The 13,802-nt window shown below is 66.0% G+C and carries 12 protein-coding genes and 1 pseudogene; 7 read left to right on the forward strand and 6 right to left on the reverse strand.

What is annotated here, in order from left to right; all coding sequences use genetic code 11:
- Window position 1: 1 nt before the first annotated feature.
- The 7 genes from ubiH to gcvH all read left to right on the forward strand — a co-directional run bounded on the left by ubiH (window position 2) and on the right by gcvH (window position 7,488).
- Complete coding sequence (ubiH, locus tag BVH01_RS01580) at window positions 2–1,192, forward strand: 2-octaprenyl-6-methoxyphenyl hydroxylase (protein WP_075928654.1); 1,191 nt, start codon at window positions 2–4, stop codon at window positions 1,190–1,192.
- A complete protein-coding gene (locus tag BVH01_RS01585; RefSeq protein WP_075928655.1) occupies window positions 1,189–1,671 on the forward strand; it encodes a DUF4442 domain-containing protein in 483 nt (160 codons plus the stop codon). Before ubiH ends, BVH01_RS01585 begins: the two co-directional genes overlap by 4 nt.
- A 13-nt stretch (window positions 1,672–1,684) precedes the next feature.
- The gene (locus BVH01_RS01590; RefSeq protein ID WP_075929112.1) at window positions 1,685–2,902 is read left to right on the forward strand and encodes a 2-octaprenyl-3-methyl-6-methoxy-1,4-benzoquinol hydroxylase; all 1,218 of its coding nucleotides are present in this window, start codon (window positions 1,685–1,687) and stop codon (window positions 2,900–2,902) included.
- Between the two features lie 94 nt (window positions 2,903–2,996).
- Entirely contained in the window at window positions 2,997–3,998 is a 1,002-nt protein-coding gene (locus BVH01_RS01595) for an extracellular solute-binding protein (RefSeq protein ID WP_075928656.1), read from the forward strand.
- Window positions 3,999–4,167: 169 nt separating this feature from the next.
- Complete coding sequence (locus BVH01_RS01600; RefSeq protein ID WP_371915581.1) at window positions 4,168–5,721, forward strand: ABC transporter permease; 1,554 nt, start codon at window positions 4,168–4,170, stop codon at window positions 5,719–5,721.
- Between the two features lie 207 nt (window positions 5,722–5,928).
- Window positions 5,929–7,023, forward strand: a complete 1,095-nt coding sequence (gcvT, locus tag BVH01_RS01605; protein WP_075928658.1) for a glycine cleavage system aminomethyltransferase GcvT — start codon at window positions 5,929–5,931, stop codon at window positions 7,021–7,023.
- 81 nt (window positions 7,024–7,104) lie between these two features.
- A complete protein-coding gene (gene gcvH / locus BVH01_RS01610; protein ID WP_075928659.1) occupies window positions 7,105–7,488 on the forward strand; it encodes a glycine cleavage system protein GcvH in 384 nt (127 codons plus the stop codon).
- Window positions 7,489–7,704: 216 nt separating this feature from the next.
- On the opposite strand, the gene BVH01_RS01615 is transcribed toward gcvH, so the two are convergent.
- The 6 genes and pseudogenes from BVH01_RS01615 to BVH01_RS01635 all read right to left on the reverse strand — a co-directional run bounded on the left by BVH01_RS01615 (window position 7,705) and on the right by BVH01_RS01635 (window position 13,795).
- Window positions 7,705–8,007, reverse strand: coding sequence for a DUF2388 domain-containing protein (locus BVH01_RS01615; protein WP_075928660.1), 303 nt, complete (start codon window positions 8,005–8,007; stop codon window positions 7,705–7,707).
- 86 nt (window positions 8,008–8,093) lie between these two features.
- On the reverse strand, window positions 8,094–8,957 hold the full coding sequence (locus BVH01_RS25105; protein ID WP_371915319.1) for a methyl-accepting chemotaxis protein: 864 nt from the start codon (window positions 8,955–8,957) through the stop codon (window positions 8,094–8,096).
- Window positions 8,949–9,701, reverse strand: a pseudogene (locus tag BVH01_RS25110) (HAMP domain-containing protein); the annotation flags it as partial. The gene BVH01_RS25105 and the pseudogene BVH01_RS25110, both read right to left, overlap by 9 nt.
- A 51-nt stretch (window positions 9,702–9,752) precedes the next feature.
- The gene (locus BVH01_RS01625; RefSeq protein WP_075928662.1) at window positions 9,753–11,537 is read right to left on the reverse strand and encodes a GspE/PulE family protein; all 1,785 of its coding nucleotides are present in this window, start codon (window positions 11,535–11,537) and stop codon (window positions 9,753–9,755) included.
- A gap of 100 nt (window positions 11,538–11,637) precedes the next feature.
- On the reverse strand, window positions 11,638–12,369 hold the full coding sequence (locus tag BVH01_RS01630) for a DUF502 domain-containing protein (protein ID WP_075928663.1): 732 nt from the start codon (window positions 12,367–12,369) through the stop codon (window positions 11,638–11,640).
- 55 nt (window positions 12,370–12,424) lie between these two features.
- Entirely contained in the window at window positions 12,425–13,795 is a 1,371-nt protein-coding gene (locus tag BVH01_RS01635; RefSeq protein ID WP_075928664.1) for an inorganic triphosphatase, read from the reverse strand.
- Between the last annotated feature and the right edge of the window lie 7 nt (window positions 13,796–13,802).

Below are 13,802 nucleotides of genomic sequence, written 5' to 3' on the forward strand. Positions count from 1 at the left end.
CATGTTGCGAGTCGACGTGGCGATCATCGGTGGCGGCCTGGTTGGCGCCAGCCTGGCGCTGGCGCTGCAGGGCGAGGCGCGCAAGCGCGGCTGGCGTATCGCGCTGATCGAACCGTTCGCCCCAGGCGACGGCTACCAGCCCAGTTACGATGCCCGCTCCACGGCGCTGTCCTACGGCTCGCGACTGATCTACGAAGGCCTCGGCCTGTGGCCGGCGGTTGCCGAACAGGGCACCGCCATCGAGCGCATTCACGTCTCCGACCGCGGGCGTTTCGCGGCAGCCCGGCTCAGCGCCGATCAGGAAAACGTGCCGGCCCTGGGCTACGTGGTGGAAAACGCCTGGCTCGGCCACTGCCTGTGGCAGGCACTGGACGCCGAAGTGATCCAATGGCGCTGCCCGGCCCAGGTCGAGCGCATGGAGCCCACCGCCGAAGGCTATCGCCTGACCCTGGACGACGAAACCCTGATCGACTGCTCGCTGGCCATCCTCGCCGATGGCGGGCGTTCGTCGTTGCGTGAGCAATTGGGGATCGCCGTCAATCAGCGACCGTACGATCAGACTGCCTTGATCGCCAACATCACGCCATCACAGGCCCATGGCGGCGAGGCCTTCGAGCGTTTCACCGAATCCGGCCCGCTGGCGCTGTTGCCGCTTTCCGATAATCGCTGTGCGCTGGTGTGGACGCACCCGAGCCGCGAGGTCGAACGGCTGCTCAAGCTAGATGAGCGCGCCTTTCTCGCCGAGCTGCAGCAGGCCTTCGGTTACCGCCTCGGTGCCCTGCGCCAGGTTGGCGCACGGGTGCCGTACCCGCTGGTGCTGATCGAAGCCGCCGAGCAGGTGCGCGCCAACCTGGTGGTGCTCGGCAATGCGGCCCACAGCCTGCACCCGATCGCCGGGCAAGGTTTCAACCTGTCGCTGCGTGACGTGCGTGCGCTGGCCGATACGCTGCTGGCGAGCGCGGCACCGCTGGGTGATCTGACCACCCTGCAACGCTACGCCGCCACCCAGGCCGGTGACCAGGCGCGCACAGTGGCGTTTTCCGATCAGGTCACCCGGCTGTTCAGCACCGACCAGCCGCTGCTCGCCGCCGGCCGCAATCTGGGCCTGCTCGGGCTGGAGTTGCTGCCGCCGGCCAAGCGCTGGTTCGCGCGTCAGGCCATGGGCATGGGTACTCGCGGTAACCCGCAATGAATGCCCGCCGGCTGGCGCGCAAGGCCCGTGTGCTGCGCTGGATCATGAACGCCTACCCGCCTTACCTGGGCGCCGGTGTGTGGATCCGCCGTATCGCTCCGGATTTCCGTCAGGTCGAGGTTAAAATGCGTTTGGGCTGGTACAACCGCAATTACGTGGGTACCCAGTTCGGCGGCAGCCTGTATTCGATGACCGATCCCTTCTACATGCTGATGCTGATGGAGAACCTGGGCCGCGATTACGTGGTCTGGGACAAGGCCGCCAGCATCGATTTCATTGCGCCGGGCCGCGGGCCGGTGTTCGCCTCGTTCGCCATCGACCAGGCCTTCATCGACGAGGTGCGCGAGCGCACCGCCGATGGCGACAAGTACCTGCCCGAATTGCCGGTCGAGGTGCGCGATGGCAGCGGCACCCTGGTGGCGCGGGTCAACAAGACGCTTTACGTGCGGCTCAAGCCGCGCGTGCGACAGGCAGCCTGAGGATATGAACGAGATGCGTGCAGACCTGATCATCGTGGGCGCCGGCATGGTCGGCAGCGCCCTGGCACTGGCCTTGCGCGGGCATGGCCTGGAATGCCTGGTGCTCGATGGCGGCCCGATGCGGGTCGAACCGTTCGACGCCAGCGCAGGCTACGAGCCGCGGGTCAGCGCCTTGTCGATGGCCAGCCAGCGCATTCTCGAACGTCTCGGCGCCTGGCCTGGCGTGCTGGCGCGGCGCAGTTGCCCCTATCGCGACATGCATGTCTGGGACGGCAGCGGCACCGGCCATATCCATTTCAGCGCCGGCAGCGTGCATGCCATGACCCTTGGCCATATCGTCGAGAACCGCGTGGTCCAGGACGCCCTGCTCGAGCGCCTGCATGACAGCGACGTGGGGCTGTTGGCCGGTGCGCGCCTGGAGCGCCTGCGCCACTCTGGTGATGACTGGCTGCTGACCCTGGCCGACGGACGCGAGCTGCGTACGCCGCTGATTATCGCGGCGGATGGCGCTAATTCCGCAGTGCGCCGCCTGGCCGGCTGCGAAACCCGCGAATGGGATTACCTGCACCACGCCATCGTCACCAGCGTGCGTTGTGCCGAGGCTCATCAGGCCACGGCCTGGCAGCGCTTCACCGACGAAGGTCCGCTGGCCTTCCTGCCGCTGGGCGAGCGCGACGGCGAGCACTGGTGCTCGATCGTCTGGTCGACTACGCCGGATCAGGCCACCGGGCTGATGGCACTGGACGACGACGCGTTTTCTACAGAGCTGGGGCAGGCGTTCGAGTACCGCCTCGGCCAGGTGCTGCAGGTGGATCGCCGCCTGTGCATTCCGCTGCGCCAGCGGCACGCCAAGCGTTACGTCGAACCGGGGCTGGCACTGATCGGCGACGCCGCCCACACCATCCACCCGCTGGCTGGGCAGGGCGTCAACCTCGGCTTCCTCGACGCCGCGGTGCTCGCCGAAGTGCTGGCGCAGGCCGCGGCACGCGGCGAACGGCTGGCCGATGAGCGCGTGCTGAGTCGTTACGAGCGCCGGCGCATGCCGCACAACCTGGCGATGATGGCGGCGATGGAAGGCTTCCAGCGCCTGTTCCAGAGCGACTCCCTGGCGCTGCGCCTGGCGCGCAACGCCGGCCTGGATCTGGTCGACGGCCTGGAGGACGCCAAGGCGCTGTTCGTGCGCCAGGCCCTTGGCCTGAGCGGCGACCTGCCGGAGCTGGCGAAGGCCTGATGGCGCTGTAATATCTGGCAACGAGCTCCCGGTGTGCGGTGCAGATGCGAGTCACTATCATCCTCGCTCTCTCATCTTCCACAAGGTCTCTGTCATGTCGGTACGTCGTGCGCTTCTCGCCGTTTTCACCCTCAGTACGCTGGCCAGCGCGGTGCAGGCCGCCGATGAAGTCGTGGTCTATTCCTCGCGTATCGACGAGCTGATCAAGCCGGTGTTCGACGCCTATACCGCCAAGAGCGGCGTCGCGGTGAAGTTCATCACCGACAAGGAAGCGCCGCTGATGGAGCGCATCAAGGCAGAGGGCGAGAACACCCCGGCAGATCTGCTGATCACCGTCGACGCCGGCAACCTCTGGCAGGCCGAGCAGATGGGCATTCTGCAGCCGATGAAGTCCAGCGTCGTCGACGCCAACATTCCTGCTCAGTACCGCGCCGCCAGCGGTGCCTGGACCGGCCTGTCGCTGCGCGCGCGTACCATCGTCTACTCGCCGGAACGGGTGAAGGACGGCGAGCTGACCACCTACGAAGCGCTGGCCGACAAGAACTGGGAGGGCCGCCTGTGCCTGCGCACCAGCAAGAAGGTCTACAACCAGTCGCTCACCGCCACCCTGATCGAGACTCACGGTGAAGCCAAGACCGAGGAGATCATCAAAGGCTGGGTCAACAACCTGGCGACCGACGTGTTCCCGGACGACAACTCGGTCATCAACGCCGTGGCCGCCGGCCAGTGCGACGTGGGCATCGTCAACACCTACTATTTCGGCCGCCTGCACGAGCAGAAGCCCGACCTGAAAGCCAAGCTGTTCTGGCCGAACCAGAAAGACCGCGGCGTGCACGTCAACCTGTCCGGTGTCGGCCTGACCAAGCATGCGCCGAACCCCGAGGCGGCGCAGAAGCTGGTCGAGTGGATGACCAGTGCCGAAGCGCAGAACATCTTCGCCGACGCCAACAAGGAGTTCCCGGCCAACCCGAAGGTGAAGCCTTCAGCGGAAGTCGCCTCCTGGGGTGAGTTCAAGGCAGACAGCATCGCCGTGGAAGTGGCCGGCAAGCGTCAGGCCGAGGCCATTCGCCTGATGGATCGCGCTGGCTGGAACTGATCACTGACCGCGGCGCCCGAGCGAGCCGCTAGCGGCCAGTCAGGCGCTTGCAAGCGACGCCCCGGCATTGTCCGGGGCGTCGTGCTTTACGCGTTTTGGAGTTTGCGTGGCCTATTCGACCCAGCGTCGCTGGTACCCCATCGCCTTTGCCGTCGCCCTGTTGGTGCTTATGCCGCTGCTGGTGTTGCTGGCAAGCTGGCACGAGGTGGATCGGCAGATCTGGTCGCACCTGTGGCAGACCCAGCTGCCGCGGCTGATCGGCAACACGGTGACGCTGGTGCTCGGCGTCGGGCTAGGCGTGACGCTGCTCGGCGTGAGCCTGGCCTGGCTGACCAGCCTCTGCGAGTTTCCCGGCCGGCGCTGGCTGGACTGGGCGCTGATGTTGCCGTTCGCCATTCCTGCCTACGTGTTGGCCTTCGTGTTCGTCGGCCTGCTGGACTTCTCCGGCCCGGTGCAAACGGCGCTGCGTGAATGGCTGGGCAGCGGCATACGGTTTCCCCGGGTACGCTCGACGGCCGGCGTGATCATCGTGCTGGTGCTGGTTTTCTACCCCTATGTCTACCTGCTGGCGCGTAACGCCTTCCTGGCTCAGGGCAAGGGCCTGATGGAGGCGTCGCGTACCCTGGGCCATTCGCCCTGGCTGGCGTTCTGGCGGGTGGCGCTGCCGGTGGCGCGGCCAGCTATCGGCGCCGGGCTGGCCTTGGCATTGATGGAGACCCTGGCCGATTTCGGCGCCGTTTCGGTATTCAACTTCGATACCTTCACCACCGCTATTTACAAGACCTGGTATGGCTTTTACAGCCTGGGCAGCGCGGCGCAACTGGCCTGCCTGCTGCTGTTCGCGGTGATGCTGGTGCTCCATGGCGAGCGCCGCACCCGTAGTGCCGTAAGGCCTGCGGTCGAGCGGCCGCGAAGCGGCGCGCTGTATCGGCTGACCGGCCTGCGCGCGCTGGCGGCCAGTGGCTGGTGCCTGCTGGTATTCGCCTGCGCTTTCGTGATCCCGATGCTGCAGCTCCTGGTGTGGTTCTGGCAGCGGGGGCGTTTCGATCTCGATGAGCGTTATCTGGCGCTGATCCTCCACACCTTGTACCTGGGTGCAATGGCGGCGTTGATCACCGTTTCGGCCGCACTGTTGCTGGCCTTCGCACGGCGCCAGGCACCGACCCGCCTGATGGGGGCCACCGTTGGCCTGGCCAACCTCGGCTACGCACTGCCGGGTTCGATGCTGGCGGTGGCGATCATGCTGGCCTTCAGCAGCCTGGACAACGGCGTGGTCATTCCCCTGTCGATATGGCTTGGTGGCGCCGGCAAGGCGCTGTTGCTGGGCAGCCTGGGCGCGTTGCTGCTCGCCTACCTGATCCGCTTTCTGGCGGTGGCCTTCGGGCCGTTGGAAACCAGCCTGGCGCGCATTCGCCCGTCACTGGCCCAGGCGTCGCGCAGCCTGGGTGTCGGCGGCTTGCCGTTGTTCATGCGTATTTATCTGCCGTTGCTGATGCCTGGTGTGCTGTCGGCGGCCCTGCTGGTGTTCGTCGATGTGCTCAAGGAAATGCCGGCCACGCTGCTGATGCGCCCGTTCGGCTGGGACACCCTGGCCGTGCGCATCTTCGAGATGACCAGCGAAGGTGAATGGGCGCGCGCCGCATTGCCCGCGCTGACCCTGGTGCTGGTCGGGCTGCTGCCGGTGATCCTGCTGATTCGCCGCTCGGCACAGCGAATCGGATAGACGGTTGCCAGGCGAGCGCAAGGCCGCGCGTCGACGTTTATCGGGCCATTTGTAACACCGTCTGCCAATGTCCAAGATGACCCGCCCCGACCATGCGGCTACAATGCGCGCCATTCGCTGCGGCCCGCCATGCAGCCATGTCCAAATTCATCTGGAATGGCCCACTTCACGCGCGCCCCAGCTTCGCAACGCCCGGAAGGAGATCCCATGGGACAGCGCACACCTCTTTACGACCTGCACCTGGCGCTCGGCGCCAAGATGGTCGACTTCGGCGGCTGGGACATGCCGCTGCACTACGGCTCCCAGGTCGAGGAGCATCACCAGGTACGCCGCGATTGCGGGGTCTTCGACGTTTCCCACATGACCGTGGTCGACGTACAGGGCAGCGATGCCCAGCGCTACCTGCAACGCCTGCTGGCCAACGATGTGAGTCGTCTGCAAACCGCGGGCAAGGCCTTGTACAGCGCCATGCTCAACGAACAGGGCGGGGTGATCGACGACCTGATCGTCTACCGGCTCGATATGGCAGAGGCGCCGGCCTATCGCCTGGTGGTCAATGCGGCCACGCGCGACAAGGATCTGGCCTGGATGCGTGCGCAGAGCAGCGACTTTGCCGTCGAATTGCGCGAGCGCAGCGACTTCGCCATGTTCGCTGTGCAGGGGCCCAAGGCCCGTGCCCGCACAGCCGAGCTGGTCAGTCAGGCCCGCGCCAGCCTGATCCACGAGCTCAAGCCGTTCCAGGGCCTGCCCGATGGCGACTGGTTCATCGCCCGCACCGGCTACACCGGCGAGGACGGCCTGGAGATCATGTTGCCGGCCGGCGAAGCCGTGGCGTTCTTCAACGACCTGGTCGGCGCTGGTATTTCTCCCATCGGCCTGGGCGCACGCGATACGCTGCGCCTGGAGGCTGGCCTGAATCTATACGGCCAGGACATGGACGAGCAGTCCTCGCCGCTGGCTTGCAACCTGGCCTGGACGGTGGCCTGGGAGCCCGCCGAGCGCGTGTTCATCGGCCGTGAAGCACTGCAGCGTCAGCATGCTGAGGGCACGCATTCACGCCTGGTCGGCGTGGTGCTGGAGGAGCGCGGCGTGCTGCGCGCCCATCAGGTGGTACGCGTCGACGGCGTTGGCGAAGGCGAGATCACCAGCGGCAGCTTCTCGCCGACCCTGGGCAAGTCCATCGCCCTGGCCCGGGTGCCGGCGAAAACCGGTGACCGCGCCGAGGTGGAGATTCGCGGCAAGTGGTACCCGCTGCGCGTGGTGCAGCCCAGCTTCGTACGCCATGGCAAAGTGCTGATCTGAAAGACTCTTACACGGCCCCTACGCACCTGCTAAATTCCCCGGACGGCGCGGTCGCCGTCCTGTCAGATGAGGAACGACAACATGAGCTCTATCCCCGCCGATCTGCGTTACGCCACCAGCCACGAATGGGCCCGCCTGGAAGCCGATGGCAGCGTGACCGTGGGCATCTCCGATCATGCTCAGCAAGCGCTGGGTGATGTGGTGTTCATCGAGCTGCCGGAAATCGGCAAGGTGCTCGACGCGGGCCAGGAAGCGGGTGTGGTCGAGTCGGTGAAGGCCGCTTCCGACATCTACGCGCCGGTTGGCGGTGAAGTGATCGCCATCAACGAGGCCCTGGCCGACAGCCCGGAAAGCGTCAACAACGACCCATACGGCAGCTGGTTCTTCAAGCTCCAGCCCAGCGATGCGTCGCAGCTGCAAAAGCTGCTGGACAGCGCAGGCTACGAGGCGAGCATCGACGGCTGAGCCGTAATGATGCATGAAAAAGCCGGCCCCTGGCAGGCCGTGTGAAAACTACTGCGCTCGGTCATGCGGCGTTAAAAACCGGCTAAAAATGCTCATTTACAGCTCGTAAAATGCGCTTTCTCGCCGTTTTTTGCCTTGCCTGACCTTCGCTCGCTACATTTTCACACGGCCTGCAGGGCCGGCTTTTTCGTCACTGCGGGGCAGTGAAGCGCTCGATCACTGCTCGGCAGTGAGAATCGCGGTGGCCAGCTCCATGTCGCTGGCTTGCAGATCCGGGTTGTCGGTGCGGATCTTCTGCAGCGCCGCTTCCAGGTACGGGCCGCGGATTTCGCCGTTGCTGGCGATGTAGCTGCTGGCATCGTCCTGGGCTGGGACGATCATCTTGTTGTCCTTGAACGTCAGGTAGGTCGACGCGGTGGTCGCACCCGACGACAGCACGTCACGCAGGTTGACGGCATGGGCTTGGGTGGCGGCGGCCAGAAACAGGCCGGCGATCAACAGCGAACTAGAACGGCGCATGGCAATGACTCCTTGTGGGTTTCCTCTGCTTGAGAGTCGGGCCACGCGCTACTGGTTCCACCGTCTTACAGAGCTGTCGCCGGGCACTAGAGCTCGAAGCGCCGGACCGAGGCCTGCATGGCCTGGGCGGAGTTGTCCATCTGCACCAGCATGTGCGCCAGGTCCTGCATGGCCCTGTTGTTGCGCTGGGCCACCTCGCTGATCATTTCCACCCGCTCAGCGACTTCGTTGCTGGCCTTGGATTGCTCGGTGATGGTGTGGGCGATCTCGTCGACCATCTGCGCCGAGCGCTGCACACCCTGGCGAATCTCGGTGATCGAGGCATTGGCCTGCTGGGCCATGCCGACGCCGTCGCTCACCCGGCTGACCCCGGCATCCATGCTTTTCACCGCCTGGGCGGTGGATTCGCGAATGCGCTGAATCATGCCGGTGATTTCCTGGGTGGATTGCGCGGTACGCGCCGCCAGCCCGCGGACCTCGTCGGCCACGACGGCGAAGCCGCGGCCGGCCTCCCCAGCGCGCGCGGCCTCGATGGCGGCGTTGAGCGCCAGCAGGTTGGTCTGCTCGGCGATACCGCGAATCACCTGAATGATCGAGTCGATTTCCTCGGATGACTGGCCCAGCACGGTGACCGTCTGCGAGGACCGATTGACCGCATCGGCGATGTGGTTCATGCCATCGACCACGCCGACGATCACCTGCCCGCCAGTGGTGGTCAGCTGTTCGGACTGCTCGGAAATGTCACGGGCGCTGCGCGTGTGTTCGGCGATCTGAGCGATGTTGCCGATCATCTGCTCCATGGCCGCCGCCATGCTGGTGGCGCCTTCGGCCTGCTCGCTGGCGCCACGCGCCACCTCGCCGGAGGTCTGGCTCAGGTGCTGGGAGGCGCGACGCAGCTCCTCGCTTTCGGTACGGATGGTCTCGATCATCTGCCGCAGGCTGGCCTGCATGTCGGCGAGGCTCTGTTGCAACTGGCCGGCTTCGTCACGGCTGTCGACACTGATTGGCGAGCGCAGGTTGCCCTGAGCCATGCTGCGCGCGGCGTTGATGATCTTCGCCAGGGGCCGCAGCACCGAGTTCAGCAGTTGCCGGGTGATCGCCAGGATCAGCACGCAGGCCAGGCCCAGGCTGCCCCATTGCCACCAGGACGCCTGCTGCACCGTGGCCTCGGTTTGCGCGCGGGTCTGGGCGACGGCGGCCTCGATCTGCTCGCTGATCGCTTCGTTGCGCACTTCCAGTTCGCCGAAGCTGCGCGAGAAGTCGGCCATCAGCGCGCGCGCCGCCACCGGGTCGGCAAGGGCCTGTTCGACGATACGGGTCGCTGCCTGGATATAGGCCTCCAGCACCGGGCCAACGCCATCGATGGCCTGACGAATGTCCGTGGCCAGCGGCAATGCCGCGTTCTGCGCCATGGCCTGGCGGAAGCGCTCGCTGTGCTCCTTGAGATCGTCGCGTACCTGAGCGGCGGCGGTGGCGTCACCAGGGGCGGTGAGAAAGGCGCCGAGTACGTCGGCGCGCAGAGCGTCGTGCATCATGTCGCCATCCATGTGGTGGCGCAGGGCGTTGGCGTTGATCTCATTGGCGGCCAGGGCGTCGCCCAGCTGCGCCTGGCCCCAGAGGCCGATGCCTCCGACCAGAAGCGTGGCAACGATACTGACGGCCCCACAGGCGAGCATCTTCTGGCGGATATTCATGGCGCCGCTCCTGGCATTTGCGAGCTGCTCCCGAGCCCGCGTTCGCGCAGATTAGCGCTGCTCGCTTTGCGGTGTCACGCGCAATACTTCTTCGATCGTGGTCTGCCCGGCAGCGATTTTTTGCGCACCAGAAAGGCGCAGGCTGCGCATGCCATCCTTGAAGGCCTGGCGGCGTAGCGGCGTGAGGTCGGTATCGGCGCTGATCAGCGGTTTCAGGCTGTCGTTCAGCAACATGATCTCGTACACCCCGGCGCGGCCCCGGTAGCCGGTTTCCCGGCATTCGGCACAGCCCACGGCGCGGTGCGCGCCGCTCGGCAGCGGGGCGTTCCAGGGGCGGGTGAGCTCTTGCCAGTCCGCTTCGTCGAACTCCACCGGTGCCTTGCAGTGCGGGCACAGGGTGCGCACCAGGCGCTGGGCCATGACGCCCAGCAAGGTCGCCTTGAGCAGGTAATGCGGCACGCCCAGTTCGAGCAGGCGGGTGATGGCGCTCGGGGCGTCGTTGGTGTGCAGGGTGGAAAGCACCAGGTGACCGGTCAGCGCCGCCTGGATGGCCATTTCGGCGGTTTCCAGGTCGCGGATTTCGCCGACCATGATGATGTCCGGGTCCTGGCGCATCAGGGCGCGCACGCCACTGGCGAAGGTCAGGTCGATGTTGTGCTGCACCTGCATCTGGTTGAAGGCGCCCTCGATCATCTCGATGGGGTCTTCGATGGTGCACACGTTCACTTCCTCGGTGGCCAACTGCTTGAGGGTGGTGTACAGCGTGGTGGTCTTGCCCGAGCCGGTGGGGCCGGTGACCAGAATGATGCCGTTGGGTTGGCGGGTCATGCTTTCCCAGCGCTTGAGATCGTCAGGGCTGAAGCCCAGCTGATCGAAGCCGCGCAACAGCACATCGGGGTCGAAGATACGCATCACCATCTTCTCGCCAAAGGCGGTGGGCAGGGTCGAAAGGCGCAGCTCCACCTCGTTGCCGGCTGGCGTCTTGGTCTTCACCCGACCGTCCTGGGGTTTGCGCTTTTCGGCGACGTTCATGCGGCCCAGGGTCTTCAGGCGGCTGACGATGGCCATGGTGACCTGGGCAGGGAACTGGTAAACGGTGTGCAGCACGCCATCGATGCGAAAACGTACGCTGCCCTGTTCACGGCGCGGCTCGATGTGGATGTCACTGGCGCGCTGCTGGAAGGCGTACTGGAACAGCCAGTCGACGATGTTCACAACGTGGGCGTCGTTGGCGTCCGGTTCCTGGTCCTGGGCGCCGAGGTTGAGCAGTTGCTCGAAGTTGCCGACGTTGCTGATCTTGGCATCGGTGTTGGTGGCGCCGCTGACCGAGCGGGCCAGGCGGTAGAACTCAACGGTGAAGCGCTGGATGTCCGCCGGGTTGGCCACCACGCGCTTGATCGGGCGTTTGAGCACGTGGGTGAGGTTGGCTTCCCAGCCGTGCATGAACGGCTGGGCGCTGGCGATGGTCACCGCCTCGGCGCTGACCGCCACGGCGAGGATCTTGTGGCGCTGGGCGAAGGCGTAGGACATCAGCGGGGTGACCGCCGCGGCGTCGATCTTCAGCGGGTCGATGCGCAGGTAGGGCTGGCCGGCCAGCTGTGCCAGCCACTGGGTCAGGCTTTCCAGATCCAGAATGCGGCCAGGTCGTGCCAGATCCTCCAGCTGCTGGGCGGCCAGGAACTCCAGCGGGTGCAGGTCGTTGTTGGTGCCGCTGCGGCGGATCGCCAAACACTGCTCGGCGCTTTCCTGGGCGATGCGGCCCTGGCCGACCAGCTCACGCAGCAGCTCGTTGAGGTCCAACTGGCGGTCGGCGGCGGCAGGCGAGAGGCTGGACATGCGGGCTCCTGGTTACGGCTGTCGGGTTGGCATCCTGTAGAGGTCGTCAGCATGCCTGATTGCGCCGTCGCCGACTAAGCGCCGGTTCATGGTTCGCGGATCAGGGCTGCGCCTTGGGCGGCCCTTCGCCTGTGGGTGGCAGCGGTTCCGGTGCTGCCGGCAACTCCGCTTCGCGGCCATCTTCCAGGCTCTGCGGCGGCAGGGCGGGTGGCGGTGTCAGTCCCATGGACACATAGATACTGGTCAGCGCATCGACGCCCATGTTGGCCGGCTTCACCCATTCCGCCGGCACGTAGAGCAGGCCGCCACCGACCGGGATCGGTGCGGTAGGCACCAGGATCGCGAGGTGCGGGCGGCCTTCCAGTTCCACGGTTTCCGAGGTCGGCTGCAAGGCCAGCACCGCCACGCCATCGCCGCCGCCAAAGAAGCACCATACCGGGCGCATGCTGGTGATGTCGGTGTTCTTCTTGTCGAGCAGGCCGACGAAACGGTCGGCCAAATTGTAGAAGTTGCCGATCAGCGGCGTGCGCCGCAGGGTCACGTCGATCAGCCAGCCGAGTGGGCGGCGCAGGCCCAGCTTCACCGCCAGGCCCAGGGGGTAGAGGCTGATCAGCAACAACAGAGTGCCGAGCACATAGGCCAGGTACGGATTGCTGGCGAACGGCGTGCCGAGCGCGGCGAACAGCCGGCCGATGGCCGTGGATGGGCCGATCAGGTTGTTGAGCAGGCTGACCAGCCACGCCAGTACCACCATGGTCAGGGCCAGCGGCAGCAGTGCCAGCAAGCCGGTCAGCCAGGTGGCGGCGATGGATTTCAGGCTGAGTTTGAACATCGATGGGCGTCCTGTCGTCGAGCGGGGCAGGTGGGCGAGCCACCTGCCGGGGTCATCAGCCGTGCTTGAGCAGCGCTTTCCAGGGCTTGAGGCTCATGATGATCTGCGCCTGGGTCATGCGCGCCTCCAGTTCCTCTTGACTGATCGGGTGCTTGGCCAGTTCAGCCAGTTTGTTGAGTTCGCCGAACAGGCGGTCGGTCTCGGCGATGTCGAGCGTGCCGCGGGCCAGGTGCAGCCAGAGCAGCAGGCGCTCGATGCGCGGCAGCTGTTCGGCGAGATCCTCGGGCTGCTGCTGGTAGCGTTTGAGTTGCAGGTCGCGGCCTTCTTCGGTGAAGAAGGTCGGCAGCCAGCTTTGCAGCGCGGCCGCACCCTGGCGGTCGCCGCGCTTGTTGCGGGCGCTGGTCCAGGCGCGGGTCAGCAGCCAGCGCGAGGTATTTAGCGAGAACAACCCCCAGCGGGTCTGCTGCAGTTCGGCGGCGAACTGGGCAGGCGCCTCCTGGCGCGCGGCTTCATCCTGCTGGCCGGCCTGCACCCGTGGGCGCCAGTCTTCGAGCAGAACGTCGAGCACCTGGCGCAGTTCGCTGGTACTGGCCCGCGGTGCGGCCTGGCCGAGGCTGCCGAACAGGGCGCGCAGCTCCACCAGGCAGTTCAGCCAGTCGACCAGCAGGCGCCAGTGGCCGTTGTGGCGGTATTGTTCGGCCAGGCGCTGGCTGCTGCCGAGCAGGAACCAGCCGATGGCGGCCACGGCGTCATCCAGGCTCTGTTCGGCCTCGAGTTGTGGCGTGGGCAGTTGCAGGCTGTAGCTGGCTTCGTCGAACAGCCGGTAACCGCGCTCGGCCTTGCTGATGTCGCAGGGCATCAGCGGTAGGTCGGCGGCCAACTCGGCGGCCAGCTCCAGCAGCGCCTCGGGTTCGCCCTGGCGCAGCTCCAGTTCCAGCTCGCAGATTTCTTCCTGCTGCTTGCCGGCGATCACCTTGCCCAGGTCCAGCGCCGCCTCGATGACCACCCGTGCCTTGCCGCGGCCCCAGGCGATCTCGGTGCGCTGGCGCACGAAGTCGGTGGTGAAGATCGGCTTGAGCTGCTTCTTGTCGAGCTCGGCCAGAGCAGCCGGCCAGCAGCTGTCATCGAGCTTCTTGAGGTCCAGTTTGGCCTTGCTCAGGTACCAGTCCCACTCGTTGCGCTCGGACAGCCCGGCCACGCTCTGGCCACGGCTCTTGAGGGTCTGGATGATCTGCTCGCCATCCTTGCGCAGGCGCAGGGCAACGCGGGCGGCGGCGAGGTCGCGGGCGTCGGTGTCGAAATACTGGTTGAACAGCTCGCTCGTCTCCCAGCCGGCCTTGCTACGCTTCTTCAGCAGGGGATGGGTTTGCAGGGCGGCCAGGGTTTCGCGGCTGGCGCGCAGTTTGATTTCGGTTTCTTTATTCATTGCGAGG

The organism is Pseudomonas sp. PA1(2017), assembly GCF_001945375.1.
Lineage (GTDB): Bacteria > Pseudomonadota > Gammaproteobacteria > Pseudomonadales > Pseudomonadaceae > Aquipseudomonas.